Annotated in this window: 14 protein-coding genes and 1 pseudogene; 4 read left to right on the top strand and 11 right to left on the bottom strand. The window is 46.1% G+C overall.

All coding sequences use genetic code 11. The features are described 5' to 3' along the window. Positions 1-413 (bottom strand): annotated as a pseudogene (locus Q365_RS0104800) (hypothetical protein); the annotation flags it as partial. A 299-nt stretch (positions 414-712) separates the two neighbouring features. After that, complete coding sequence (locus Q365_RS0104795) at positions 713-2,035, bottom strand: DEAD/DEAH box helicase (protein ID WP_028022271.1); 1,323 nt, start codon at positions 2,033-2,035, stop codon at positions 713-715. 247 nt (positions 2,036-2,282) lie between these two features. On the opposite strand from Q365_RS0104795, the gene Q365_RS0104790 reads away from it, so the two are divergent. The 3 genes from Q365_RS0104790 (at position 2,283) to nhaA (ending at position 4,858) form a co-directional block, all read left to right on the top strand. Next, positions 2,283-2,804, top strand: a complete 522-nt coding sequence (locus Q365_RS0104790; protein WP_028022270.1) for an NUDIX hydrolase — start codon at positions 2,283-2,285, stop codon at positions 2,802-2,804. 240 nt (positions 2,805-3,044) lie between these two features. Further along, entirely contained in the window at positions 3,045-3,521 is a 477-nt protein-coding gene (locus tag Q365_RS0104785) for a PaaI family thioesterase (RefSeq protein WP_028022269.1), read from the top strand. Between the two features lie 131 nt (positions 3,522-3,652). Beyond that, positions 3,653-4,858 (top strand): Na+/H+ antiporter NhaA, encoded by a 1,206-nt coding sequence (gene nhaA / locus Q365_RS0104780; RefSeq protein WP_028022268.1) that lies wholly within the window; start codon positions 3,653-3,655, stop codon positions 4,856-4,858. Positions 4,859-5,398: 540 nt separating this feature from the next. On the opposite strand, the gene Q365_RS0104770 is transcribed toward nhaA, so the two are convergent. The 6 genes from Q365_RS0104770 to Q365_RS0104745 all read right to left on the bottom strand — a co-directional run bounded on the left by Q365_RS0104770 (position 5,399) and on the right by Q365_RS0104745 (position 16,482). After that, the gene (locus Q365_RS0104770) at positions 5,399-8,467 is read right to left on the bottom strand and encodes an efflux RND transporter permease subunit (RefSeq protein WP_028022267.1); all 3,069 of its coding nucleotides are present in this window, start codon (positions 8,465-8,467) and stop codon (positions 5,399-5,401) included. Next, positions 8,467-9,618 carry an efflux RND transporter periplasmic adaptor subunit gene (locus Q365_RS0104765; protein ID WP_035024491.1) on the bottom strand — a complete coding sequence of 384 codons (1,152 nt, stop codon included), beginning with the start codon at positions 9,616-9,618 and terminating at the stop codon, positions 8,467-8,469. Before Q365_RS0104765 ends, Q365_RS0104770 begins: the two co-directional genes overlap by 1 nt. A gap of 2 nt (positions 9,619-9,620) precedes the next feature. Beyond that, entirely contained in the window at positions 9,621-10,652 is a 1,032-nt protein-coding gene (locus tag Q365_RS0104760) for an efflux RND transporter periplasmic adaptor subunit (protein ID WP_028022265.1), read from the bottom strand. A gap of 211 nt (positions 10,653-10,863) precedes the next feature. Then, positions 10,864-14,205 carry an ATP-binding protein gene (locus Q365_RS0104755; RefSeq protein ID WP_028022264.1) on the bottom strand — a complete coding sequence of 1,114 codons (3,342 nt, stop codon included), beginning with the start codon at positions 14,203-14,205 and terminating at the stop codon, positions 10,864-10,866. Between the two features lie 4 nt (positions 14,206-14,209). Continuing rightward, entirely contained in the window at positions 14,210-15,418 is a 1,209-nt protein-coding gene (locus Q365_RS0104750) for an EAL and HDOD domain-containing protein (RefSeq protein WP_028022263.1), read from the bottom strand. 176 nt (positions 15,419-15,594) lie between these two features. Next, positions 15,595-16,482, bottom strand: a complete 888-nt coding sequence (locus Q365_RS0104745) for a PhzF family phenazine biosynthesis protein (protein WP_028022262.1) — start codon at positions 16,480-16,482, stop codon at positions 15,595-15,597. Between the two features lie 329 nt (positions 16,483-16,811). Here Q365_RS0104745 and Q365_RS0104740 point away from each other — a divergent pair, with 329 nt between their 5' ends. After that, positions 16,812-16,985 carry an ATPase gene (locus Q365_RS0104740; protein ID WP_028022261.1) on the top strand — a complete coding sequence of 58 codons (174 nt, stop codon included), beginning with the start codon at positions 16,812-16,814 and terminating at the stop codon, positions 16,983-16,985. Positions 16,986-17,086: 101 nt separating this feature from the next. On the opposite strand, the gene Q365_RS0104735 is transcribed toward Q365_RS0104740, so the two are convergent. The 3 genes from Q365_RS0104735 to Q365_RS0104725 form a co-directional block, all read right to left on the bottom strand. Continuing rightward, positions 17,087-19,843 (bottom strand): M16 family metallopeptidase, encoded by a 2,757-nt coding sequence (locus tag Q365_RS0104735; RefSeq protein WP_028022260.1) that lies wholly within the window; start codon positions 19,841-19,843, stop codon positions 17,087-17,089. A gap of 293 nt (positions 19,844-20,136) precedes the next feature. Next, the gene (gene katG / locus Q365_RS0104730) at positions 20,137-22,311 is read right to left on the bottom strand and encodes a catalase/peroxidase HPI (RefSeq protein ID WP_028022259.1); all 2,175 of its coding nucleotides are present in this window, start codon (positions 22,309-22,311) and stop codon (positions 20,137-20,139) included. Positions 22,312-22,618: 307 nt separating this feature from the next. Continuing rightward, on the bottom strand, positions 22,619-24,562 hold the full coding sequence (locus Q365_RS0104725; RefSeq protein WP_028022258.1) for an amidohydrolase: 1,944 nt from the start codon (positions 24,560-24,562) through the stop codon (positions 22,619-22,621). Between the last annotated feature and the right edge of the window lie 114 nt (positions 24,563-24,676).

Here is a 24,676-nt window from a genome sequence, read left to right as displayed (position 1 = left end):
CCGTCTGTGCCATCACCGCCGTCCGTGCCTTCGCCACCGTCTGTGCCAACGTCGCCTTCTGATCCGTCGCCATCTTCTGAACCGCTGATTTTGGTCAGTCGAATTTCAATGTTACCTCCCAAATCACTCACGCTGATATTGCGTCTCACACTACGGTAATCGTCGTGGTAAACAGAAAACGTATGATTACCAATGGGGAGTGAGAACAGCGCATTGCCAGAAATATCAGTTTGTTTAGTGTCACTTCCCACACTCACGGTGGCGTTTGACACACCCTGATTTGTGTCTTCATTCATCAGAGCAACATTCAGATCATGAGTGAGTGCAGTGCTAGAACTGGTTTCGTCACCACCGTCCCCGCCACCACACGCAGACAGCATCAAAGCAACACATAAACAAAAATATAACTTCATGGTATTCAAGAGGTAAGCCTTATTACTACAACGAATTTGTGCGAATTATTTGTCTAAACAACGAAATGAAAGCGCTTTCTTTTTGCGAGTATAAGTATCCTCTAAACAAAATATTCATTGATGTTCACACTTAAAGGATCCTCTTTACTTTTTACTCTTCGTTTCCAAAAAATAAGACGTTTCTTAGCATGACGGGGTTGGTTGGTTCACCTGTATCCCTATTGAATGAACAGCGATATTTGGCAAACAACAGATACAAAAAAAGCGCCTTTAAAGGCGCTTTCTCAATCAGTTGAAGATTACTCTTCTGCTGGTTTTTTCTTCTTAACCATGAAGACTTGCTCACCCACAGAAACACCTTGATAGAAGCTTTTGTTACGTTTCTTCGGCGCTTCTTTCTTAGATGTAGGTTTGTTTGTTTTCTTCGCTTGAGTCGGTTTCTTGCTAAACGTCTTCTTACGCTTAGGAACCAAACCTTTAAACTTCCCAGCCAACCCTTCAAAGGTGGCAAAGGTCATTTTCTTATCAAGGAAGCCTTCGATGCTTTTGAAGCTGTTCCAGTCTTTCGGGCCAACAAACGAAATCGCAATACCTTTGTTGCCTGCACGACCTGTACGGCCGATACGGTGAACGTATTCTTCTGAGTGTTTTGGCATATCAAAGTTCACCACGTGGGAAACGTTTGAAATATCCAAACCACGCGAAGCAAGGTCGGTCGTTACTAGCACTTTGTGCAGGCCACGCTCAAACTCATTCATGATTCGGTTACGAGCGCTTTGGCTCAATTCGCCACTTAGCGCGACAGCTTTAATACCGCGTTCGATGAAGATATTTGCCAGACGGTCAGTGTCAGCACGTGTCGCTGTGAACACCATCAACTGCTGATATTCTTCATCCGCCAATACGCGGTCAAGCAATGCTTGCTTATGATCGAGGTGATCACATAGGTAGAAACGTTGCTCGATGTCTTTGTGTTCTTCGTTGACGAAGCCAATCGCTACACGCTTTGGATCGTTCAGCATATCCGCAGCAATATCGTTCACCTGATGGTGGTCGAGTGTTGCCGAGAACATCAGCGTTTGACGACGACGGTGTCCTGCCGCTGCGTTGATCGCTTTTAACTGTGGCGCGAAGCCTAAATCCAGCATGCGGTCAGCTTCATCTAGGATCAGCATTTCTAGCCCTTCAAGACTAAGATGGCGATGCTCTAGATGGTCTGCAAGACGACCCGGTGTCGCAACAACGAACACAGGGTCTTTGCGGAATTCTTTCGCTTGATCATTGAAGTTCTCACCACCAAGGATCAACACGGCTTTATACTGTGTACCAGCAATTAGTTTGCGCAGTTCACCATATACTTGTTTTGCCAATTCGCGCGTCGGCGCAAGAATGACAACACGAGGATCACGACGGGTTAACGCTTTGGCGCGCATAACGCGTTGCATCGCTGGGAGCAAAAAGGCCAGTGTTTTACCTGAGCCCGTTTTAGACGACGCCAACAGATCTTTTCCTGCATTAACGACAGGAATGGCTGATGCCTGAACATCGGTAGCCGAATCAAAACCCCAATGTTCAATGGTTTTTAGCAGGCGTTTGTCTAAACCCAGGTCTTCAAATTGCAAGGTGATACTCCAATGTTTCTTTATAGTATGTTTCTTTATATACAGGTCGTTACTGCGCAATACATAAGATGCTTCACGCGCTTTAACACCCACAAAAAATAGCGGCAAATCTTACCATATTTCTTCAGCACCACACATTTTTATTGTGTCTGATCACACTTTCTATGCCATTCACGATCTAATCGTCGGTGATTTGCGTTTGGAATTGTAGCTTAACGACTCACAGACTAAGGCGAGAACCCAATCAATGACTGCCCCAACCTCAATTTATGCATGGAAACGTTTCACGCTTGAAGCTCGCGAGCATACCTTGCCGAACGGACTGGTTACGGAACACATTACGCTTACACATCCCGGTGCAGTGCTCATTTTACCCGTCGCGAACGATGGGAAATTGGTGATGGTTCATCAATATCGTCCTTCGATTGACCGCTGGATCTATGAGTTTCCCGCAGGCACGATGGAGACAGGAGAACATCCTGAAACTTGTGCAAAGCGCGAACTCTCAGAAGAAACGCAATTGGCAGCGTCTGAATGGCACAATATCGGCGAATCTCTTCCCGCTCCTGGATTTTGTGATGAAACCCAGTATCTCTTCGTCGCCAAACAAGTGAGCGCAACTGATGGCGAGCTTGACGAAGACGAAATCATTGAGGTTATGCACTTCTCCGTTGAACAAGTCGCCAATATGATTGCAAACAACGAAATTCAGGACAGCAAAACCATCGTAGCGTTTTGTCGTGCCCAATTATTGGGATTGATTGGCTGAGCCTTTTCGCTCTTGAATTCACACTCCTGACCACATTCTCTGTACAAGCAAATGGGCTGAAGATTTCGAATTCAACGTGTTTGGCTGAATAGAAACATTATTGAATACCCAAACCAACCAGCGTTGCTTGGGTATTCGAAACATCGATCACAACCCGCCTTTTAAACAAAGTGTTAACATTGACATCCGACCAGTTGAGCCTTTACCGTTAATACGGCCATTTCAACTCAAGGAAGAACAATGAAACAGTCTCTCGCACACGCAAACCGAATGCTCAAACTATTCGGGTTCTTCAAAGTCCCTTTGATTTGGTATTGTCGTCCCAAGATTCTTGTTCTCAACGAAGAGCGCGTTCAAATTCGAATTCCTCTTAAGCGCAGAAACAAAAATCATCTAAACAGCATGTATTTTGGCGTGTTGGCGGTAGGAGCTGATGTAGCTGGCGGTTTCATGGCAATGAGTAAGTCTGAGTCTCGCGGCAAGAAAATATCACTCGCATTTAAATCCGTCTCCGCTGAGTTCCTAAAACGTCCAGAGGCCGATGTGGTGTTTACCTGTGATGACGGGAAGCTCATCGATGAGATGCTAGATCAAACAATGGCAAGCGGTGAGCGAATTAATCAACCCGTGAGAATCACGGCTACTTGCCCCTCATTACATGGTGATGAACCAATGGCCGTATTTGATTTAACGTTATCGGTAAAAGCAATAAGCTGAATGTTTCACATGACTTTGTCGGCGAAGCCAAAAAAATTCAATAAGTCTCTAAAATGAAATAACTATTTTTTGCCCTTTTATTGTTTTCGTTATTAGACTTAAGTATTAAATCGAATTCAGCGGAGTCTGTTTTGGGCAAAAAAATCAGTGACTTTTTCCAACTCGATACAGCGCCCGGCATCATTCTTATTGCCTCCGCTTTTTTAGCTCTACTTATTGCTAACTCTCCCCTCGCTCCTTACTACCTTGCCCTACTCGATACACCCATCCACTTCAAAGTGGGATCGCTAGATATCGAGAAGAATTTGCTCCTCTGGATCAACGATGGCTTGATGGCGATTTTCTTTCTCCTCATTGGTTTAGAAGTAAAACGAGAGTTAATACAAGGCGCTCTCCGCACGCGCTCTAGAGCAATGTTTCCGCTAATGGCTGCAATCGGTGGGATGGTGATACCTGTCCTTATTTTTGTGGTGCTCAATGTCAACGATCCTGAAGCACTCGGAGGCTGGGCGATTCCCGCAGCAACAGATATAGCCTTCACCTTGGGTGTGTTGGCACTGTTTGGGAAGCAAGTTCCTGTCAGCTTGAAAGTGTTTTTACTCGCATTGGCGGTTATCGATGATCTTGGAGCTGTCATTATCATTGCGCTGTTTTTCAGTAGTGACTTGTCCATCATTGCACTATCGATTGCTGTGTTAGCGAGCGTGACTTTGTTTTATATGAACGCGAAAGGCGTTGCGCGATTAACTGGCTATTTACTCGTTGGCGGCATACTTTGGGTTGCTGTGCTGAAATCTGGCGTACATGCCACGGTGGCGGGGGTGATTCTTGGCTTCGCCATTCCACTTCGCATCAAACACCACCGCATTCGAAGCCCCTTACGGTATTTGGAGCATGGTATTCACCCATGGAGTAGCTTTGCGATTCTGCCTCTATTTGCTTTCGCAAACAGCGGTGTTCCTCTCGATAACTTTAGCCTTTCCATGTTGGCTGAACCGCTGCCGCTTGGCATCACCTTAGGTCTGCTCTTCGGCAAACCAATTGGTATTTCTCTTGCTTGCTATATATCCATTAAACTTGGTATTGCCAGCATGCCAAAAGGCATCCAGTTCATGCACGTGATGTCTGCGTCTATTCTGTGTGGTATTGGTTTTACTATGTCGATATTTATCACGACGCTTGCCTTCCCGGGCACTGACAACCATGCCTTAGTGGATTTGTCGCGTATCTCTATATTCATCGGTTCGATCCTTGCCGCGGTCTGTGGTTACCTCGCGCTCAAATATTCCTTCAAAACGATATCTCGTCCCTTAGTCGACGAAAGTCAGCCAGACTGAGTTAACACCCTTTCCTCGGAACAAAGCATCCGCTCTACCCAAGAACCTGAATACGCAAGATTCAGGTTCTTGGATGTGTACACAAATTGTCATTTAAGTAATGTATTCTCTTTGGATGCCGACACTGAAGTGTATGTTCGTTGTGATATCCCCTGAGCTTTTGTTCAAAGTCATGCAAAGAACGACTGCATTTTCAGCGTGCATTTTGTCATCGAAAAGTCACAAACTTTTCAAGCCCTCCAGCCCAATTTTTTTGTCCAAAAACCAAGGTATTGACATTTAGAGAACCCGCATTGCATCTATGCTCGGCAAAGTAGTCTACCGAGTTATCAACCGTTTCTGTGGATAAAAAAATACTTATCCACACCAAAAATCACCCATTAACTTGTTGTTATTTATATATAAAATAAGTCACAGTCATCTGTGCTTTTTTTCAAAAAAATTTAGTATGTGATTTTCGACAAAAAATAGAAATGAAAAAGGCCTGCAAAACATACAGGCCTTTGAACGGTGAAAATTGGTTAACTCAGTAAAGGTTTTTTAACCCGCTGCTGGGTATTTCACTCTATAGAAAATTCGATAAAGCACGGGCACCACAATCAATGTAAGCACGGTGGCAAACCCAAGACCGAACATTATTGTTACTGCCATCGGTTTAAAGAAGACATCAGGCAACAGCGGAAGCATACCTAACACAGTCGTTATCGCCGCCATACATACAGGGCGAACACGGCTCACGGCCGCATCGACAATCGCAGTATAAGGTTCTTTTCCGCTCTGCATTTCGATGTTGATTTGGTCAATCAACACGATACCGTTTTTGATGAGCATCCCTGACAAACTCAGGAAACCCAGCAACGCCATGAAGCCAAATGGTGTATTCAGCACCAATAGACCTGTCGTCACACCAATGATCGCCAAAGGCACAGTCAACCAAACGATGAGAGAATCTTTCACTGAATTAAACAGGAACACAGTAATCAGGAACATGAACAGATAGCCAAGAGGCATGGTCGTGAACAAGCTTTCTTGTGCATCGCCCGATGACTCATATTCCCCACCCCATTCAATGCTGTAACCTTTAGGAAGAGGAATCGCCTCAATTTCTGGCTTCACCCTTTTCAGCAAGGTTGCTGCAGTCACATCTCTTAGCGGATCCGGATCGGCAAATACCGTTAATGTGCGCTTGCGATTCTCACGCACAATCAACGGGTCTTCCCAAATCAAATCGTAACCTAAGATAACCTGTTGCAGCGGAACGAAATCATTGAGCACGGGGCTCCAAATTTTTATCCCCTCAATCGTTTTCACATCAACACGTTCTAGCTCTGGCAACCTCGCCACAATGGGCATCAAGGTGGTTCCATCGCGATAAACGCCGACGCTTAAGCCTGAAAATGACATCATGAATAGGTCGTCTACATCCGCTTTAGTGATGCCATAGCGTCGTGCTTGGCTTTCATTAAACTCGGGTTGCAGAATTTTCGTTCGCTCTCTCCAATCGTGACGAACATTCACCGCATCGGGATCAGCTTTTAATGTATCGACTATCTTCGCGGCAATTGAACGCAATACGCTCGGGTCAGACCCGACTATTCGCGTTTCAATTTTTGACCCGCTCGATGGCCCTAACTCGATGCGTTTTAGCTTGTACTGAATGCCAGGGAACTCTTTATCAATGTGCGCTCGCACCGCAGCCATGGAAGGAAGTACGGCATCGTAATCCTGCACACGAATGATCAGTTCACCGTAGGCGGAGTAACTTTTCTCAGGCGCATACGTCAACATAAAACGTTGAGTGCCTTTACCTGTGCTGGTCGACACATATTCAACACTCGATTGCTCGCTCACCCACGCTTCCAACGATGACAGCGTTTCTTGAGTCGCACGAATATCCGTACCTTCTGGCATCCAAACATCCACCATATACATAGGCGTTGTTGAAGAAGGAAAGAAAGACTGTTTCAGTAACGTAAAACCGAAAAGCGAGGCAGCAAGTGCCGCTGACAGCACCAATACGGTGACATAAGCGCGGCGCATACAAATGTCGAGAAACTTCGTGTACACCACAAACAACATACCGTTGTAAGGATCACTGTCTTGTTCACCTTCCTCAACATTTTCTTCATTAAAGAACATGTTAGCGAAAAATGGCGTCAAGGTAATGGCTGTAAACCAGCTTAACATCAGCGAAATTAGCAATACGGTGAATAATGTTCCACAGTATTCACCCGTAGAGTCGCTCGACAAACCAATAGGAGCGAAAGCGGTGACTGAGATGACGGTGGCACCTAACAATGGCCACTTGGTTTGAGTGACAATGTCAGAGGCAGCTTCGACCCTCGTTCGCCCTTTCTTCAAGCCAATGAGTATGCCTTCCACCACCACAATGGCATTGTCCACCAGCATACCCAATGCAATGACCAAAGCGCCCAATGAGATTCGCTGCAAGTCGATTTGGAAATACTTCATAAATATGAAGGTACCCGATACGGTTAGCAGCAGTATCAAACCAATCAGTAACCCTGATCGCAACCCCATAAACAGCAGCAGTACCACGATAACGATCGCCACGGCTTGCGCCAAACTAACCACAAAACCTTTAACTGACGTATCGACTTCTACCGGCTGTGCATACACCACACCGATATCAATGCCAATAGGCTGATTTTCTTTGAGTTCTGCCAAGCGGCGTTCAACCCGCTGACCGATTTCTACAACATTGACGCCTTCGGCAAATGAAATGCCGAGATTCAACGCCCTTTCTCCGTTGTAAGAAAGTAAGTTGCTCGGTACATCTTGGTAGCCACGCGTAATATCAGCGACGTCTTTTAAGTAAATCAGCCCGCTGGAACCGGCTTCATTGATAATGAGATTGCCAAGTTCATCGACACTTTGGAACTCTCCGGTTGGGTGAATACGAATATATTCATCACCCACCCGCAACGCACCGGCATTGCTCACCACGTTTTGCGTCGCTAAAAGGTTGTAAATCACCTGGGGGGAGATCCCCAAGTTCGACAGACGTCGCATGGATATTTCGATAAACACTTGTTCTTGTTGGGAGCCGGTAACTTGTACCTTGGCGACACCATCAACCAACTCGAGATCACGCCGGAGAAAGTCGACGTAATCCGTCAGCTCTTTTGACGAGTATCCTTCACCCGTTATGGCAAGCAAAACACCATACACGTCGCCGAAGTCATCGATAACCTGTGGCGTGTTGACCCCAGGAGGCAGGCTTCCTTGAAGATCATTCACTTTCCGTCGCATTTCATCCCAGATTTGCGGCAAATCATCCGGGCCATAATTGTTCTTCATGGTTACCGTGATTTGTGACAGGCCTCGGCTAGATATGGACGTGACTTCATCGACATACACCAGTTGCTGTACCGCTTTCTCAATTGGGTAAGTGACTTCCTCTTCCACTTGTTGTGGCGTCGCACCCGGGTAGCTTGTCACAATAAGGGCATCTTTCAGTGTGAACGCAGGATCTTCCAATCGCCCCAATCCAAAGAAAGACGAAGTACCACCGATAATGAAAATCAGCGTTAGCATCCAACTAATGACTTTATTTTTAATAAAGTAACTCGCAATAGTCTGTTTCATCAGTTGGCGTCCTCTTCCATCAAGATATTGACGCGCTGATCAGCACGCAGTTTGTTCACACCTGCAGACACCACTTTTTCACCCATTTCTAATCCATCAACGACTAACACTCCCGTTGGCGTGAGTGCTCCCACCATAACGTGTCGTTTTTCGACTTGATTATCTTCGCTCACTACCCAAACAAACTTGTTATCACTATTCAGCCCATCACCATCTTCGTTGAATATGGTTTCCAGAGGGACTTCGAGAATGTTCGCTCGCTCCTTGAGTAGGCCTTGTTCTTTCACCACGACTTCAACGGTCATTCCATCCAAAATGAATTTGTCCTCGGGCATTGGCATGGTCAACGTCACCATAAAAGAACCTGTTGTAGGATCTGGCTCGGCCGTAAACTCCTTAACCCTTGAGGAATAAGTTTTCCCATCGTCTGTTTGAACGCTTGGGTTGATCACGCGAGAATTTTCTTCTCGGGTTCGATCGCCATGCCGAGTGAACATGACATCTGGCACTTGGATCCGAACATCCACCTGTGTGGCATCATGAATATTGAGGATGGTTTGCCCAATGGCGACGTTTTCAAATTGCTCCACGGGAACACGGCTAATGACACCATCAACGGGGGCTGACAGCGTCGTATAGGACAGTTTTAGCTTGGCGATATCCAATTCCGCCTTCGCAATCTGACGCTGTGCGGCCAGTTCATCAAACTGTGATTTCGCCAATGAACCCTTTTCAACAAGGGGTTTAGAACGACGATATTGGCTGTCCGCCACATCGAATTTGGCTTGCGCATTGTCAGCAGCCAACTTGTAGTTGATGGGATCAATGGTCGCGAGCACGGTCCCTTTTTCGACTACCTCTCCGGGTTTTACAAATATCTTGTCAATCTCACCCGCCACCAAAAATGACAATGCCGCTTTGTCGGCTGCGGCAGCAATGGCTGGAAAATGCAATTGGCTTTCAGAGTCATTTCCACCGACTTCTAGCACCTCAACATTTTGAACGGGAATTTGCGCCGTTGTCGGTGGCTCAGAACACGCGGTCAAAACAAAGAGTGCAGTCAACGACAGGGCGAAAAATTTTACTGCTCCCCCTTTTAACTGGATTCTACTTAAGGACGAGTGATGCTTTTCTCTATGTTGATTTTCCATCATTACAGTCCTCTTTCCTTCACCCAAGGGTAGACAACCATGCCATCCTCAAGACTTTGAATGCCATTTACGACAATGACATCGCCGTCAGACAACCCGCTTTCAAGTGCCTCGCCGTTAAGCACAATAGGGACGCTTTCAACCTTGCCTCCGTCTCCCACTCTCCAAACCGAAGTCGCACCTTCACGAGTGTCGATCGCGCTTGAAGGCAGTGTGTTTTGAGCAATAGCGGGTAAATTCGTTGACACTTCAGCCGCCATTCCTGGCAATACGTTCACACCATCAGGACGAGGCAAAGACACGGTAATGCGATAAGACGCCGTGGTGGTGTCAGCTTCTGTATCCACTTCTTTAAATTCAGCGGGGAAAGTCTGGTCTGGGTAGGCATCAAATGAAACAGAGGGAGAATGACTCATCGCTTCGCCGCCAGAAGAGAAGAACTTGAAGAGTCTTTCAGGCAGTTGGAAACTCACGTTAATCACTTCGTTGGTTTGGATATGCATGACAGGTTCCATCGCATTCACAAACTCAAATTTTTCTTTCACTCTTAATGACACCGTACCGCCGTAAGGTGCTTTCAATGTGGTGTAGTTGAAATTGGATTGGGCTAGCTCTAAACCCGCTTTGGCTTCATTTAGTGAAGACACCGCTTTGTCAAAATCTTGAGCCGAAATGAAGTTGGTCTTTTTTAGCTTAACCGCGCGCTGATATTGCACCGTCGCAAGTGCATGAATGGATTTTGCCTTCTCTAAAAGCAACACGTATTCGGCTTTGTCCAGCTCCGCTAGAACTTTTCCTTCCTCAACATCCTCTCCTGAAAATGCAGGCATTGACAAAATCTGCCCTGAAACGCGGAAAGCAAGCACCGCTTGATCGTCGGCTTCGACCATACCCGGAAACGAACGAATGACGTCGCTTTCTCCAATTGATACGGTCATTAGTTTTGCAGGACGAGCATCGGGCTCTGGGACGGGGGCTTCTTCACTACAACCACCTAAACTGAAGAAAAACGCAAAAATAAGCGTTCTTTTCATTGTAACTCTCCTTGTCAGCACACTTTTGTCGGGAAATTCAAAAGCTCTTCAGTCACCGAATTCGACGACTAAGCACTCTTTAGGAAAGCGTAGACAAAGAAAGGAGGAAGTTGGTCGTATATGTCCATATTCTTATGTTTCACACGCTTAAACGTATGATTTAGCAATAATCACTTTATCATCCAAATGTTTATGTGATCTTTATTCCATTCTATGCGGAGCAAATTGCTTCAACCTCTCGCGCAATTGCCACCGTTGTATCATTCAATTGAGGAAGAAATGTCTGTAAGTCTTCCGCGACTTCACAGTCCATTTTTTCAATTTGTAAGCACAAAGCAGCTAAGTCATCAGCACCAATCATTGAAGCTGCTCCTTTCATGCGATGAGCAATCTTTTTCACGGCATCAATATCTTCACTTTCTAGCGCTTTCTCAAAAGCATCAATATCCGCTTGTTGAGATGAGACATATTTGCCAAGAATGTGCTGCATGAGTTCGTCACTATCACCCACCTGATCTCTGATTCGTGACAGGTCTAAACAAGAAGCGGGGGTGTTTGCTGTTGCTGGCAATGCTGGATTTGCGCCGACTTCCTGATCATCGCTGCGAGCGTTGTCGTCCGTAAGGTTGGCAACCTCATCAACGCCGCCATACAGAGAATCATTCACCGTCGAAACATGTTCAGGGCTCACGTAGAGCAACATCAGTTTCACGAGTTGATCTTTGGTAAACGGTTTTGCTAAATGCGCGTTCATCCCAGAGTCAATGCATCGTTCGGCATCACCCGACAAAGCATTAGCAGTAACGGCAATAATTGGCGTCAACTCATCGAACTCACGTATTTTACGAGTCGCTTCGAAGCCATCCATTTCGGGCATCTGACAGTCCATGAGAATCAGGTCATACTGATTCTCGCTATGCATCCCAAGTGCTTTTAGGCCATTCTCAGCCAAAGAGGCAGTACAGCCCAAGCTATTGAGTACCAACATCATGAGATCTTGGTTAACCAAGTGATCTTCTGCCACCAGCACGTTTAGACCATTAAATCTCACATCGACGGACGTTTTTTCTTCGACATTAGTCGGTAATGGGTCATCGATGGAGAGCGCATTAAATAAAGTATCAGGGCTGACAGGGTTAATCAGACAGGGCATACCCAATTCATCGATCATTCCATCGTGACTGATCATAATGGTATTGGCAGCTCCGTTCATCACTTCGCGCATTTCACCAATTTCACTATCATCTACAAATAATAAAGTTGATTCTGTAATGACCTCTGGGGATGTTCTACTTGGGGTAAATTGAGAGACTTCAAGGCCGAGGCTATTTATGTACGCGCTAAATACGGAGTACAACTGCGGATCATGCGTTGCGATAACAACCTTGAAGGTTGAGACGTCTACGTTCAGTGACATTCCCGCAAATAATGTTTCTTGATGGTCGTTTGAAGGCTTTAAGGGTATATCTACCGTAAAAGTGGTGCCTGAACCTTCTTTACTCACCACTTTTAACCTGCCGTCCATTAATTCTGTCAAGCGCAGACAAACTGGCAACCCAAGTCCCGTTCCTTGGTAGGACCGAGAATAGGAACTATCAACTTGCGTAAAATTATCAAAAATAGCCTTTTGGTTTTCTTCAGGGATCCCTATCCCCGTATCTTTAACCTTTAACCGCAGCAATACATTGCCATCAACCACCGCTTGGCTGATGTGAACCATGACAGAACCCTTCTTGGTGAACTTAACCGCATTGCCAACCAAATTAAGAATAATTTGCGTGTATCTCACAGGGTCAATGCTCACCCAACGTGGCAACTCAGGGTCAATCAAACAATGGAGGCGAAGATTTTTCTCTACTGCACGCGCATGGAACACCACCAAGGCATCATGAACAAGATCGACGAGCTCACTATCCTGTTCAAGGAGTTGCATTTTACCCGCTTCAATTTTGGTCAGATCCAAGACATCATTAATGATGTTTAACAAGGCATTCGATGAATGCACCAAGGTATCGACAAAATAAGATTGCTGTTGATTGAGTGGTGTGTCTTTGAGCAGGTTAGACATGCCGACAATGCCATTCATCGGTGTTCGAATTTCATGGCTCATCATCGCAAGGAAGTTAGTTTTGGCTTCATTAGCGCGTTCAGCATCATCTTTCGCTTGAAGCATTTCTTCTGAGATCAAATCGTTAAGTTTTTTCTGACGCACGAAGTTAACCATGGCGCTCAAACTCGACAATACTGGCTCGATCCACGAGAGCAAATCATCGTCGTAACTGGTTGACTCATCGAACAAACAGACCACACCGACCAACTGATTCGACAGAAACAGCGGCGTGCACAAAGCATTAATAATAAGCTTATTATTGTTATTGGTTAAACCCGCCACCTGCAGGCTTCTATCGCCTTTTTGTGTCTCGATAACCTTTGTGATGACACTATTCACAAAATCTTCCGACACATAGCCATTAGCCACTAAACGTGTTTGAGCCAACGGACGATAGTTGTTCTTTTCGCTGTAATCGACCTCAACAATCAACCCATGGTTGCTCTCGCCAATTCTCAGCAGTATTTTGAGCACTTCTTTAAAGCTGTTGTGGTAATCGTCACTCACAAGGAATTTGTCTTGCAGTGTTTTCACCGCGGAGAACAATTCCGCCCCTTTAGAGACTTTTATTTTGTCGAGGTGTTGCTCAGTGATATCGCGAATAATCGCGACTTGCAGTGGCGATTCATTGACTTCAATCTTGGTTGATCGCACTTGGACAATGAGCTTGTCGTTTGCTCGACTGAGCTCATAATTTAGATTCTTGGTATTAAAGCCATATATAGCTTGAGAAAAATAGGCACGAGAGTCTGGGACGACTTTAGAAATAATGTTGGTCAGAGACAGCTGGTCTTGCGGAACATCCTCCAACTCAAACATCCGTTGCGCTGCTTCGTTGAGCGTCGTCACCTGATGGTCTTCACCAAGCACCAATAAACCGTCTTTGTAGCTATGAATGATCGTATTGAGATAGTTCTTACTAGATTCAATCTCTTGAATCGCGCGGGCATATTTCCAAATCAAGAACATGATCATGAGATCGAGCAAAAACACTTGAGCAATACCCGACAAAATCTCAGAAGTCAGCGAGCTATCAATCGGTCTGGGATCTTCGTAGACAATGAGCTCACCCACCAACCGAGGTTCACCCAACTCTTTATAAAGTATTGGGAAACGGTGCAGCCTGAACTCGTTGTCAAAACGTCCATCTTTGGGCGCGGTAATATGTCGAAAACTGTCGTCGTTAGCGATGACCTCAACACGATAAACAAAGCGAGATAGCGCCTCACTTTCTAGATCTTTAATTACCGACTCAAAATCGAAATTCCACATCTGATTTGGCAAGCGATAAGACAATCGCGTTGCTATCGACGAAATCTCATGTTCTAGCTCACCCTGCAAACGCTCGTGGGTTTTCACGTAGTTAAAAACGCCAAACATACTCAAAATGAGTGTTCCGCTAATGAGCAGGATGACCGCGAGTCTTGTTCGTATCATCAACATAACATCAAACCTGCATGCTAGCCGTTATATCAGCGGTCATGCTTCGTGCGCTTTCAAACTCACCCAAGACGCTTTTGTCGTTGAGCTTAAGATGATTGCACCAATGTAATAATCCGTTCCAGTTAGCGTGTTCAATGTCATTACACATGGACAGCAAGTTGCCATACACCCCTTCTTTCGACACCAACGCCTTTTTCACATTCGGTGATAAATCTAACTGGCTAATAATCTCAGACATGGGTTTACTCAACATAATGTCTAACATCGAGAAAGCACCTACGATGAAGGCTTCATCTTGGTTAAAATCGCTCGATTCAAGCGTCAGCATGGATAGCAGTGTGGCGCGAGTTAATGCAGTGCTCTGCAGTTGCGCGGCATGTTGGTGATTTAAATTGGACATAATTAGCAGCGACACCAATCGCCTTAATGCCTGTACGCCCAGATAGACAACCGCTTGTCGAGGGTTCGAAATCTTGTTGGATTTTGTCTTGGCCAGAATGTTGGAACTTGCGATGACCTTGTAAAGCAAGGAAACATCTTTCGAAATGATATTAGTCAGCGTATCGATGTCATCGGGGTTGCGATTAATCACAATACAAACATCGAGCAACGACATGACTGATGGTGCGACGTCTTCTGATCGAATGACCTGCGGTTTTTCAAAAAAGTAGCCTTGAAATAGCGCAAATCCAAACCCTTGGGCGGCAGTAAGCTCTTCTTGCGTTTCGACTTTACGAGCAAGAAATACTTGCTGAGAATATTGAATGATGGTGTCTTCCCAATCGGAAGGATCACTGCGCTCCATACTGACACTGACAATATCCACCAGCTCTAAATATCTTCTCCACTCGTTTTTCATGGCTTTTGCATCCATCAAGATGCGATAACCTTCCGTTCGATAGCTACGAAGTTTACTCACAAGCTCTTGCGTTGGGACGCAATCTTCAGTCACAGAAATAATCAAATGCTGTGGTGGTAATGCTAGAGGGATCTCATCAAGAAGTGACGATTCACCAAAACTCACGATGTATCGTATGTCGGCCTTTCTATCTGAACTTGCTAAGAAATTAGCACTTAGGATTCGTGATGTTGCCGTATCCTCGTCAACTGACGGGAATTTGTTCTCTAGCCCTTCACGAAATAACAGCTCGCTCCCCCAATGCTTCAATTCGTTGTCGAAGATTGGTTGACACGAAAAAAACACTTCAGTCACTTGGTCGTCATCCCATTAATGAAACACATTATTAAAATCTAGACCAAATGACGTATTTTTCCTTTTTTTTCCGAGAAATAGATGAAACCTAAGTGGCCCTAAGCGTTATCTCCTCTAAAACGAAAAAAGAAGCCTCTCGGCTTCTTTTTCTTGTTCTCTTTCAATGTACTTACCGATTACTCGGTCGTTTCCTCAATGCGAAAAGGAATACGCTGGGGTTTATCACTAAAACCACCCACACTCACGCCAGTGATTTTCTCGCCATCGGGTTCTACGCTGGCCCAGATCAATGAGCGTTTATTTAGGTTTTCACCTTGTTCAAACAAGTAGCGATACTTTCCGCCACCTTGATACACATGCAAGTAGGACGCAAGCGCTCCTGCTGCACTGCCCGTCGCGGATTCTTCATCAATGCCCAGTAGTGGAGCAAAGTTACGACAGCGCGCAGAGATATCAGATTCGGACGGCGTTAATGAAAACACATGAACCGCCCCCGTTTTCGATGATTTATTGAATTTCTTAATCGCCGCTAAGTCTGGCGAGACGTTGTTAAGTACCGCTTCGTCGGTTACTGGCACAATGATATCAACCAAGCCAGTCGATACAGCCTTCACTGGCAAGCCTGTGGCTAAAATGTCTTCCGCGGTAATTCCCAGCAAAGGCGCAATGTCTTCAACAGCGAACTCTTTGCCAAACTTCGGTAAGGCTTGCTCCATCGACACTCGGCCTTCCTCAGAAATTGTTACACCAAGCACGCCTGCACCTGTTTCTTGTTTGTAGTCACCCGCGGCCAGTTTTCCATTTTTGAACAAGACAGAAAACGTTCCGACCGTTGCGTGCCCACAAAAATCCACTTCATTGGTTGGTGTGAAAAAGCGGACGCGAAAATCTGCCTTTTTTGACGGTGAAACGAACGCGGTTTCTGAATGACCTAGCTCTTTAGCGATAGATTGCATTTGCGATGGGGAAAGGTGGGCACTGTTAAGAACCACACCCGCAGGGTTGCCGCCTTGATTATCAGCAACAAAGGCATTAACCACATAGACTTCAAGAATCTCTGACATACTACCTTCCTTGTTTTTTATTATTGTCTGTCGGCTATCCACCGTGTAGTACGACGGTGTAGCGCGCTTAGGTATATTTGTTACAGTGTTACAAAAAATCAGAAAACACAAGAAATTGATGCTCTTTCGAGAAATGAAACCCCTTCACCAACACAAATCAACTACGGGCATTGGTTACCTGATTGACTCAGTGTCATCGACAAACTGATAAACCCTTGCCTTGGGCTTATTGTTCCACCAACAAATTTCGCCGCTAGCAGCAGAATCAGTTGCTCGCATGCGGGTGTTTTCCTTAGAATACGAGGCAAACAGACTATGGGTATCAAACAATGATCGATTTAGAAAACTTGATGAAAGATGCACCCGAGCGCGAACCCGATCTTCCTTTGCCTTCTTTAGAAGATCAAAAACGCATTGCAGCTGAACTTAAAGCGCTTGAAGAGAAAGGCGAATTAACGCCAGAAATCTTAGAAAAATACTTCGGCGGAAAATCTACTCATTGATCGCTGAGCCATCAATGAATACATCTGAATAAAAACGCGCCCATTGGCGCGTTTTTGTGTTTCACACATTCCTGCTGACTTAAAGAACACTCTACCCAACATTATTCCGCCGTGTTCTGTGGTCTCAAGATGCTTTCAAACAGGATTCCGTTTTTAAACAACTGACCCGCAAGCCTGCTCAGCCACTGTTCATCAACACGCTCAATCACATCATCAGGATACAACACCCCTTCAATGCCATAATCCCAGAGATCATAACGCGCTAACATGCCAATCATGTATAACCCATCGTTACCTATGTCATACATGTCTCTGGAAAGTTGTCGAGCCGCGTTGTTTCTTTCCAATACGGTGACTGACTCGGACAGTTTTTGTTGAATTTCAGGCCAAAGTGCTTCGAGTTCTGTCTCTTTCTCTGGCGAAATCAATGCCGTCAATGTGGTGACAGACTTCAACTCCCCGTCTCCCGTCCACGATGAAAAATAAGGGTCATAAGTCAGCCCATATTTTTCTCTCACTAGGTTGTTATAGCGCTGTCGTAAAACCCGATTCAGCATGTCTTCGGCAAAAATCAAATCCAATGTTCGCGCTTCAGACTCGTCAACAATGATTCGCTCCACATAGGTTCGGTCTTCTGGCGATACATGCATCACAACGCGTGTGGGGGTGTCGCGATAACTGTTTTGTCTTGTGGGTGTCTCCCGCCTGTCTGTCGCCACTCCCCCTAGATAAGCCGATGCCAATCCCTGCATCGTCTCGACCGGCTCATCAGATACGAGATAGATCTTGAAGCCACCCAAATCGCCGTACAGTTTTTGGTATAGCTTGACGACATCATCAAATGATACGGCCTCATAATCCGCCGATGATAACGGGGAATCATAGGAATCCGCAGGGTTTAACGCATCATAGGATGCTCGCCCAAATTGGTCATAAGGTGAGTCTTCAGCGCTATTCACAAGATGAACAACCCGCGCTTTTTCTCGTTCAAATGTTTCGTTGTTAGGTGTACTTTCTTCAACCATATACCTCAAGGCATTCAGCGCATCAGGAAGAGATTCATTAGGCGTCAACAAAGACAGGTTATGACTCTTTCCAAACACTTCGGGTTCAATGAAAATACCACGAGCTTCGAGGTGGTGCGAAAAGTCATAGGCATTGATGTTGCCAACCAGCCCTGCGCGATAGGTTTCAAACAGAAGGTCTAGCGCCGCTCGCTCTCGTCGCGACAATGCCGATAAGCCACCTTTAGCTTGAACAACCACGTAGGTTTCATAAGTGGGCTGATCCATTTGATAAAACATGACCGGCAAACCGTTGGGTAATTGCCATTCATATAACCCCAGGTGTTGAGTTGTCGCGCTAATGCTGGCTTCACTGAAATATTCCGGTTGAGGAATATTCACATCAAGATAAGCAATGTCGCCTTTATTACCTCGTTTCGACACATTGGCAAAATATGCAGCGCGTTGTGAATCGGCGTCGGCGATCGACTCTCCATTGGCGTAAACCAATGTAATGGCTTGATGTTTCTCGGCGAGTAACGTTTCTAAGCTGTCATTGAATGCCGCTAACGACAATGAACTTAGGAAATCTACAAAATTGGAGCGCTCTTGCTCATCGTCCGGCGAAAGGCGATTGGTATAGAGGTACTGCATCGCAGTTTCAGCGATCTCAACAGACAGTACATCATCAAATAGACCAATCGATGATTTGTATTGCTCTACCAGCGCATTAAACTCGTCATCACTCACACCGTGGTCACGTAGTGACGAGACATTATCAGCGAGCGCTTCCAAGACACGTCGACGGTCAACATCATTGAACTCAAGCACCACCTCGTAGACATCGTACCCCGGCGTAAATGCTGTGCTGTTGTATATGCCATTATGAGAGATACCCTGACGGTCAAATTGCTCTTCCAAACGCAATTGAATGGCATCTAACACCATCCAATCTAGCCAAGTGTCTTGCTGGTCACGAAGGGTGAGAGGAACAGTATGGCGACCCGCCGGAAAGCTCAGTACTACCGCAGGTGATTCTCCCTTTGGTGCATACAACGTCGAAGGATATTGAATGTTCGGGTCAAGCTCAGGGAGCTGATGCTGGGCAGGCTCAGTATTTGTTGTTCTTAGTGAAGAGAATTCTTTTTCAATTTCTTTGCTTAGTGAGGCTTCATCAAACCCACCAATTACCACCAACTGCATGTGATTGGCTTGATACCACTGATGGTAAAACCCTCGTAAGCTTTGGCTTGTGGCATTTAGAAGTGTTTCTTCTGTACCTATGGGATCGCGTTGAATGTAAGGCGTTCCTTGCAGTAACGCATCGTACAACTGGAGCTGCCACGCGGTCGCTGAACGGTTATCCTGACGCCATTCACCAAAAATGACACCAATTTCGCCGTCTACCTCGTCGTCATCTAGCAGTAGCCCATCACCGATGTCTCTAAACCAAGCTAGGGCTTGGTTTGCGCTTTCGTCGTCAGGCAATGACAACTGGTAGATAGTACGACCATACTCGGTTACCGCATTGATATCAGGGCCAAACTCAACCCCGACTGAGGCAAATTCATCGAACACGCTGTTGTTGGGAAAACGTTGAGTGCCATTGAATGCCATATGCTCAATAAAATGCGCGTAACCTCTTTCCCCATCAGCCTCATTCAGACTTCCCACGTTGACCACAAGCCTAACTTCAACATCTTGCCCTTCTAGCGGGTAGAGGTGATAGCGAAAGCCATTGGAGAGTGTTACTGACGTCCAATTGGGGTCCGAAGTCAGTAACGGTGAAGGTGAAAGTGACGAACACCCCGCCGACAACATGACGATGGCAATTAACAGTGAGCGAAAAAGCATAATGGCTCCAAAGACCGCGCGTACGGATGTCAGCAGCCAAAACAAACGATAGAGGCTTTGCTTGGATATAAGGCTGCATACAAAAAATCGATAACACTATTAAGACACAGTGAAGACCAGAAAAATGACACACGGAGGTAAAATGTGAGGCGCAGGTTGCTATTTGTTCTGAAGAGGGCGAGCCTCTCTAGCAAAAAACCGCCCGGAGGCGGTTTTGGTTGTGATGGGAGCCTGAGCAACTAAGCCATTGCTCGGCTAGTTCGCTGCAGTTTTCGGCGCGTGCTCAGCGGATACTAAGATTGGAGATCGAAGCGGTCCAAATTCATCACTTTCGTCCACGCTGATACGAAATCATTAATGAATTTTTGTGAAGCATCTTGCGTCGCATAAACCTCAGCCAAAGCGCGTAATTGCGAGTTTGACCCAAACACCAGATCAACACGGGAACCTGTCCATTTTAGCTCGCCTGTTTTTCTATCTTTCGCTTCAAAAACATCGTCACCCTCAACAGGCTTCCACGCAACAGCCATGTCCAACAGATTCACAAAGAAGTCATTCGTCAGCGTCTCTGGTCGATGGGTAAACACACCGTGGCAATGACCACCTGCGTTGGTGTTAAGAACACGAAGCCCACCCACTAGCACGGTCATTTCAGGTGCGGTTAACGTGAGAAGTTGTGCCTTGTCGATCAACATTTCTTCTGCAGAGACAGCATATTTGGTTTTTTGATAATTTCTAAACCCGTCAGCTTCAGGCTCTAATACAGCGAAGGCATTAATATCGGTTTCATCTTGAGAGGCATCCGTTCTACCAGGGGTAAATGGAACAACGACAGATGTACCAGCAAGCTTCGCGGCTTTTTCGATACCAACACCGCCAGCAAGCACAATAATATCCGCGAGAGAAACACGTTTATCGCCACTCTCAGCACTGTTGAAAGCAAGCTGAACACCTTCCAATTTTTCCAGTACTTTCGCGAGTTGAGTTGGATGATTCACGGCCCAATCTTTTTGAGGAGCTAAGGCAATACGTGCCCCGTTTGCACCACCGCGTTTATCTGAGCCCCTAAAGGTCGATGCTGAAGCCCAAGCTGTTGAGACGAGTTCTGAAACCGTTAAACCCGTTCCGTCGATTCTCGATTTCAAATGCGCAATGTCAGTCGCGTCAATCAAGGCATGGTCGCGCTCTGGGACATGGTCTTGCCAAAGCATCACTTCACTCGGCACCTCTGAACCAAGGTAACGGGAGCGCGGACCAAGGTCTCGGTGCGTTAGCTTGAACCATGCACGCGCAAAAGCATCGGCAAATTGGTCGGGGTTGTCCATGAATCGACGTGAGATTTTCTCGTACGCGGGATCAAAACGCAGCGACAAATCCGTGGTTAGCATGGTCGGCAAATGTTTCGAGTTACTGTCGAACGCATCGGGAATCACGTTATCAGCGTCTTTCGCGACCCACTGATGAGCGCCTGCAGGGCTTTTTGACAGTTCCCATTCGTAGCCAAACAGGTTCTCGAAAAAGTAATTACTCCATTGTGTTGGTGCTTGTGTCCATGTCACTTCAAGACCACTGGTGATTGCATCGCCAGCTTTTCCTGATGCATACGCACTTTTCCAGCCAAATCCCTGCTCTTCAATCGGCGCTTCTTCCGGCGCAGGGCCAACGAGTTCTGCGTCACCAGCCCCGTGCGTTTTACCAAAGGTATGACCGCCCGCAATCAAGGCTACCGTTTCCTCATCATCCATCGCCATACGTGCGAAAGTTTCACGGATATCCGTTGCAGCAAGCAGTGGATCTGGGTTGCCATTCGGCCCTTCTGGGTTGACATAAATCAGCCCCATTTGAACAGCTGCTAGCGGGTTTTCAAGGTCACGCTCACCGCTATAGCGAGAATCATCCAGCCATTCTTTTTCTGTTCCCCAATAAACATCTTCCTCTGGCGCCCAGATGTCTTCACGTCCACCAGCAAAACCAAAGGTCTTGAAGCCCATGGATTCCAACGCCACGTTGCCCGTAAGAATCAGTAGATCTGCCCAAGAGATATGTTGTCCGTACTTTTGCTTTATTGGCCAAAGTAAACGACGGGCTTTATCGAGGTTGCCATTATCAGGCCAGCTATTGATGGGTGCGAAACGTTGGTTACCCGTACCTGCGCCACCACGTCCATCAGACGTGCGGTAGGTACCTGCACTGTGCCATGCCATACGCACAAACAGAGGCCCATAGTGACCGAAATCCGCGGGCCACCAATCTTGAGAATCCGTCATCAGAGCGTGAATATCTTGCTTCACTGCATCGAGATCTAGCAGGTTAAAGGCATCCTTATAACGAAACTCACCACCTAGTGGATTCGACTCAGGCGTGTGCTGGTGCAAGATATCGATGCGAAGTTGATTTGGCCACCAGTCTCGATTTGTGGTGCCGCGACTTGGACTGTTATGAAATGGGCATTTACCTACGTCAGACATATTAATTCCTCCAAATGAAAAACTGTCTTACCTTGCTTGTTCATTGCTCGTTAACAGGTATAGATGGATATGGAGTTGATAGCTAATTGGTTGTTACTACGACTCCAATAGGTTTTTTCGATGCCTCACCGATGTGAAATCAGTTCCCTTTAAAATCAGTAAGATAACAAATAACCCATCAGCCACAATGGGACATCAGTCTCCAATATGAGACTGGCGTTCAATATAAAGGTTTGAAATAACAGGCCAAGTTCACGTAAAAAAAAGCCGCTGATAAGTCAGCGGCAGTCTACATACTCGATATTTTTTATCTTATTGATTCATTCATTGCTTGCTGGAATACCAATGCGCTTTCACACACATCCCCATCCGCATGATTATGGCCCAAGTGCGCGTTGCTTGATGGAATGCGGCTCAGTAATTTCATCACCGTCTGATTATTTTCTGTCGATTTCAATCCTGCGTTAGCCACCTCAATCTCGGCAGTATGGCCACGATATACTGTCGCCGATACATTGATGTCTCTGATATCTTTTGGGTCTACCTTGTAAGGGCTGTCATCCAACACCGTAAAATTCGCATATTTGCCAATATCAATACTGCCTATATCGCCCTCTAATCGAGCTGTATACGCGGCGTCAATGGTAATAGCACGCATGGCTTCATCAACGGTAATTCTCTCTTCTTGCCCCATCACCTTTTCTTCAGACAACCCTAGTCGGTTAACCGCGGCCCAAACCAATGCGAGAGGTTGTGCTGGTGCCATTGGCGCGTCAGAGTGCATTGACAGTTTCCCGCCAGCATCAAGGAAGGATCGCCCTCTTGCCATGACTTCAGCCCGCTCTTTACCGACACCCTCTTCGCTGTAACGCTCCGCGAGAAGATGCGTGTAGTACGGATTCACACTGAAATTTGACCCAGTCGCAACTGCACGTGGAATATCTTCCTTGTCGGTAATACCGAGATGATGGAAGCCGGTTCTGTGGTCTTCGCGAGGCTTATCCTTGCTCAGCTTTTCTACGATATCGACGGCAGATTCAAAACCCAGATCGCCATTCGCATGCACAATAATGGTGTAGTCGTCATTCCAGTATGGGCGCATGCTGGCTTCCAAATCTTCCGGAGTTTGTAACCATTCCCCATCATGACCGTCCAGATACCCACCTTTCAGCTGCATCAACTGGCTGAACATCGCACCATCGGAGAACAGTTTCACGAATTTTGGCATCCATTGGATTTGCTCAACTGATTCAAATTGATGCAACTGTGCTTCGGCAATCTCTTTTCCTTTCTCAGGGTCACCTTCTGCCATCATGTAAGTTACGTTCCCTGCTGGCATCAACCAGTAATCCATCGGGAAATCATCTTCGAGGAGAATGCTCACCATCTGATCATACAAAGCAGGAGTCACAATCACACCAGGATCGACGGCGGTCGTAATTCCCCCGGAATGAACGTAATCACGCGTCCTTTCCATGCCGGTCGCAAAACGTCCGGTTTCCATAACAAATTTCATCAAATCTGGAAGAATGCGCTTCATGCCATTTTCAAATGCATGTCCTCGCTCCCAATCCAACTGATCGCCACCCGGCCCTTCGAACTGCCAGTCTTTTTCTTCCCAGCCCAAATAACTTAAAGCAGCATCATTTAAGAACAACTCATGAGCGCTGCGGTGCCAAACAATAATTGGTCGGGTATCTGACACTTCATTCAAAAGCGCTTTGCTCATTTCGCGGCCATGAAAGTAGTTGTGATAACCCCAAGTGACAAGTGGCTCGCCTTCATCCATTCCTGCTTCAATTTCACGCAAGCGCTCAAAATACGCCTCATTGCCCTGGATGCCTTTCACTTCACCCCAAGGAAGATTCCAATCACCGGGGGTAATGAAGTCGAAGCCTAGGAAAAAGCCACTCATCCAAAGATGGATATGAGGTTCAACAAACCCTGGGGTAATAACCTTGTCTTGAAATTGTTTATCTACTGTCAGATCAGGGTGAGCTTGGTATTTTTTCAATAGTTCGGTTTTATCACCAAGGTCCAGAATTCTACCGTTTTGAACAGCAATAGCCGTGACGTTGTCACTTGCTTCAGGTGACATAGTAATAATGTCATCCGACAAAAATATCGTTACCGGGCTTTCCAACACTGAAGTTGATAGCGAAGCTTGTTTAGAGCTTGCGTCATATTGGGAACAACCCGCTACCGCTGCGATCAAGGCTGACAACAGAGAAACTTTAAGCACCTTTTTCATATCAATACCTTTTGTGATGAGCTTCGCTATACATGTTTTTTTGCATTTCAATAATATGACTTTACCCATAAGGTACCAGCACAACCAATGCATTATGTGGGGTGTTTCCAAACA

This window comes from Enterovibrio calviensis DSM 14347, assembly GCF_000621165.1.
Taxonomy (GTDB): domain Bacteria; phylum Pseudomonadota; class Gammaproteobacteria; order Enterobacterales; family Vibrionaceae; genus Enterovibrio; species Enterovibrio calviensis.
The sequence above is the reverse complement of the archived record's forward strand: the minus strand, read 5'-3'. Positions and strand labels throughout refer to the sequence as shown.

Excerpts from the sequence above, each read along its gene's own strand:
- Q365_RS0104745 (WP_028022262.1), bottom strand. The coding sequence starts at position 16,482 with ATGTCAGAGATTCTTGAAGTCTATGTGGTTAATGCCTTTGTTGCTGAT.
- katG (WP_028022259.1), bottom strand. The coding sequence starts at position 22,311 with ATGTCTGACGTAGGTAAATGCCCATTTCATAACAGTCCAAGTCGCGGC.
- Q365_RS0104735 (WP_028022260.1), bottom strand. The coding sequence starts at position 19,843 with ATGCTTTTTCGCTCACTGTTAATTGCCATCGTCATGTTGTCGGCGGGG.
- Q365_RS0104765 (WP_035024491.1), bottom strand. The coding sequence starts at position 9,618 with ATGGAAAATCAACATAGAGAAAAGCATCACTCGTCCTTAAGTAGAATC.
- Q365_RS0104785 (WP_028022269.1), top strand. The coding sequence starts at position 3,045 with ATGAAACAGTCTCTCGCACACGCAAACCGAATGCTCAAACTATTCGGG.
- Q365_RS0104725 (WP_028022258.1), bottom strand. The coding sequence starts at position 24,562 with ATGAAAAAGGTGCTTAAAGTTTCTCTGTTGTCAGCCTTGATCGCAGCG.
- Q365_RS0104790 (WP_028022270.1), top strand. The coding sequence starts at position 2,283 with ATGACTGCCCCAACCTCAATTTATGCATGGAAACGTTTCACGCTTGAA.
- Q365_RS0104760 (WP_028022265.1), bottom strand. The coding sequence starts at position 10,652 with ATGAAAAGAACGCTTATTTTTGCGTTTTTCTTCAGTTTAGGTGGTTGT.
- Q365_RS0104770 (WP_028022267.1), bottom strand. The coding sequence starts at position 8,467 with ATGAAACAGACTATTGCGAGTTACTTTATTAAAAATAAAGTCATTAGT.
- Q365_RS0104755 (WP_028022264.1), bottom strand. The coding sequence starts at position 14,205 with ATGTTGATGATACGAACAAGACTCGCGGTCATCCTGCTCATTAGCGGA.
- Q365_RS0104740 (WP_028022261.1), top strand. The coding sequence starts at position 16,812 with ATGATCGATTTAGAAAACTTGATGAAAGATGCACCCGAGCGCGAACCC.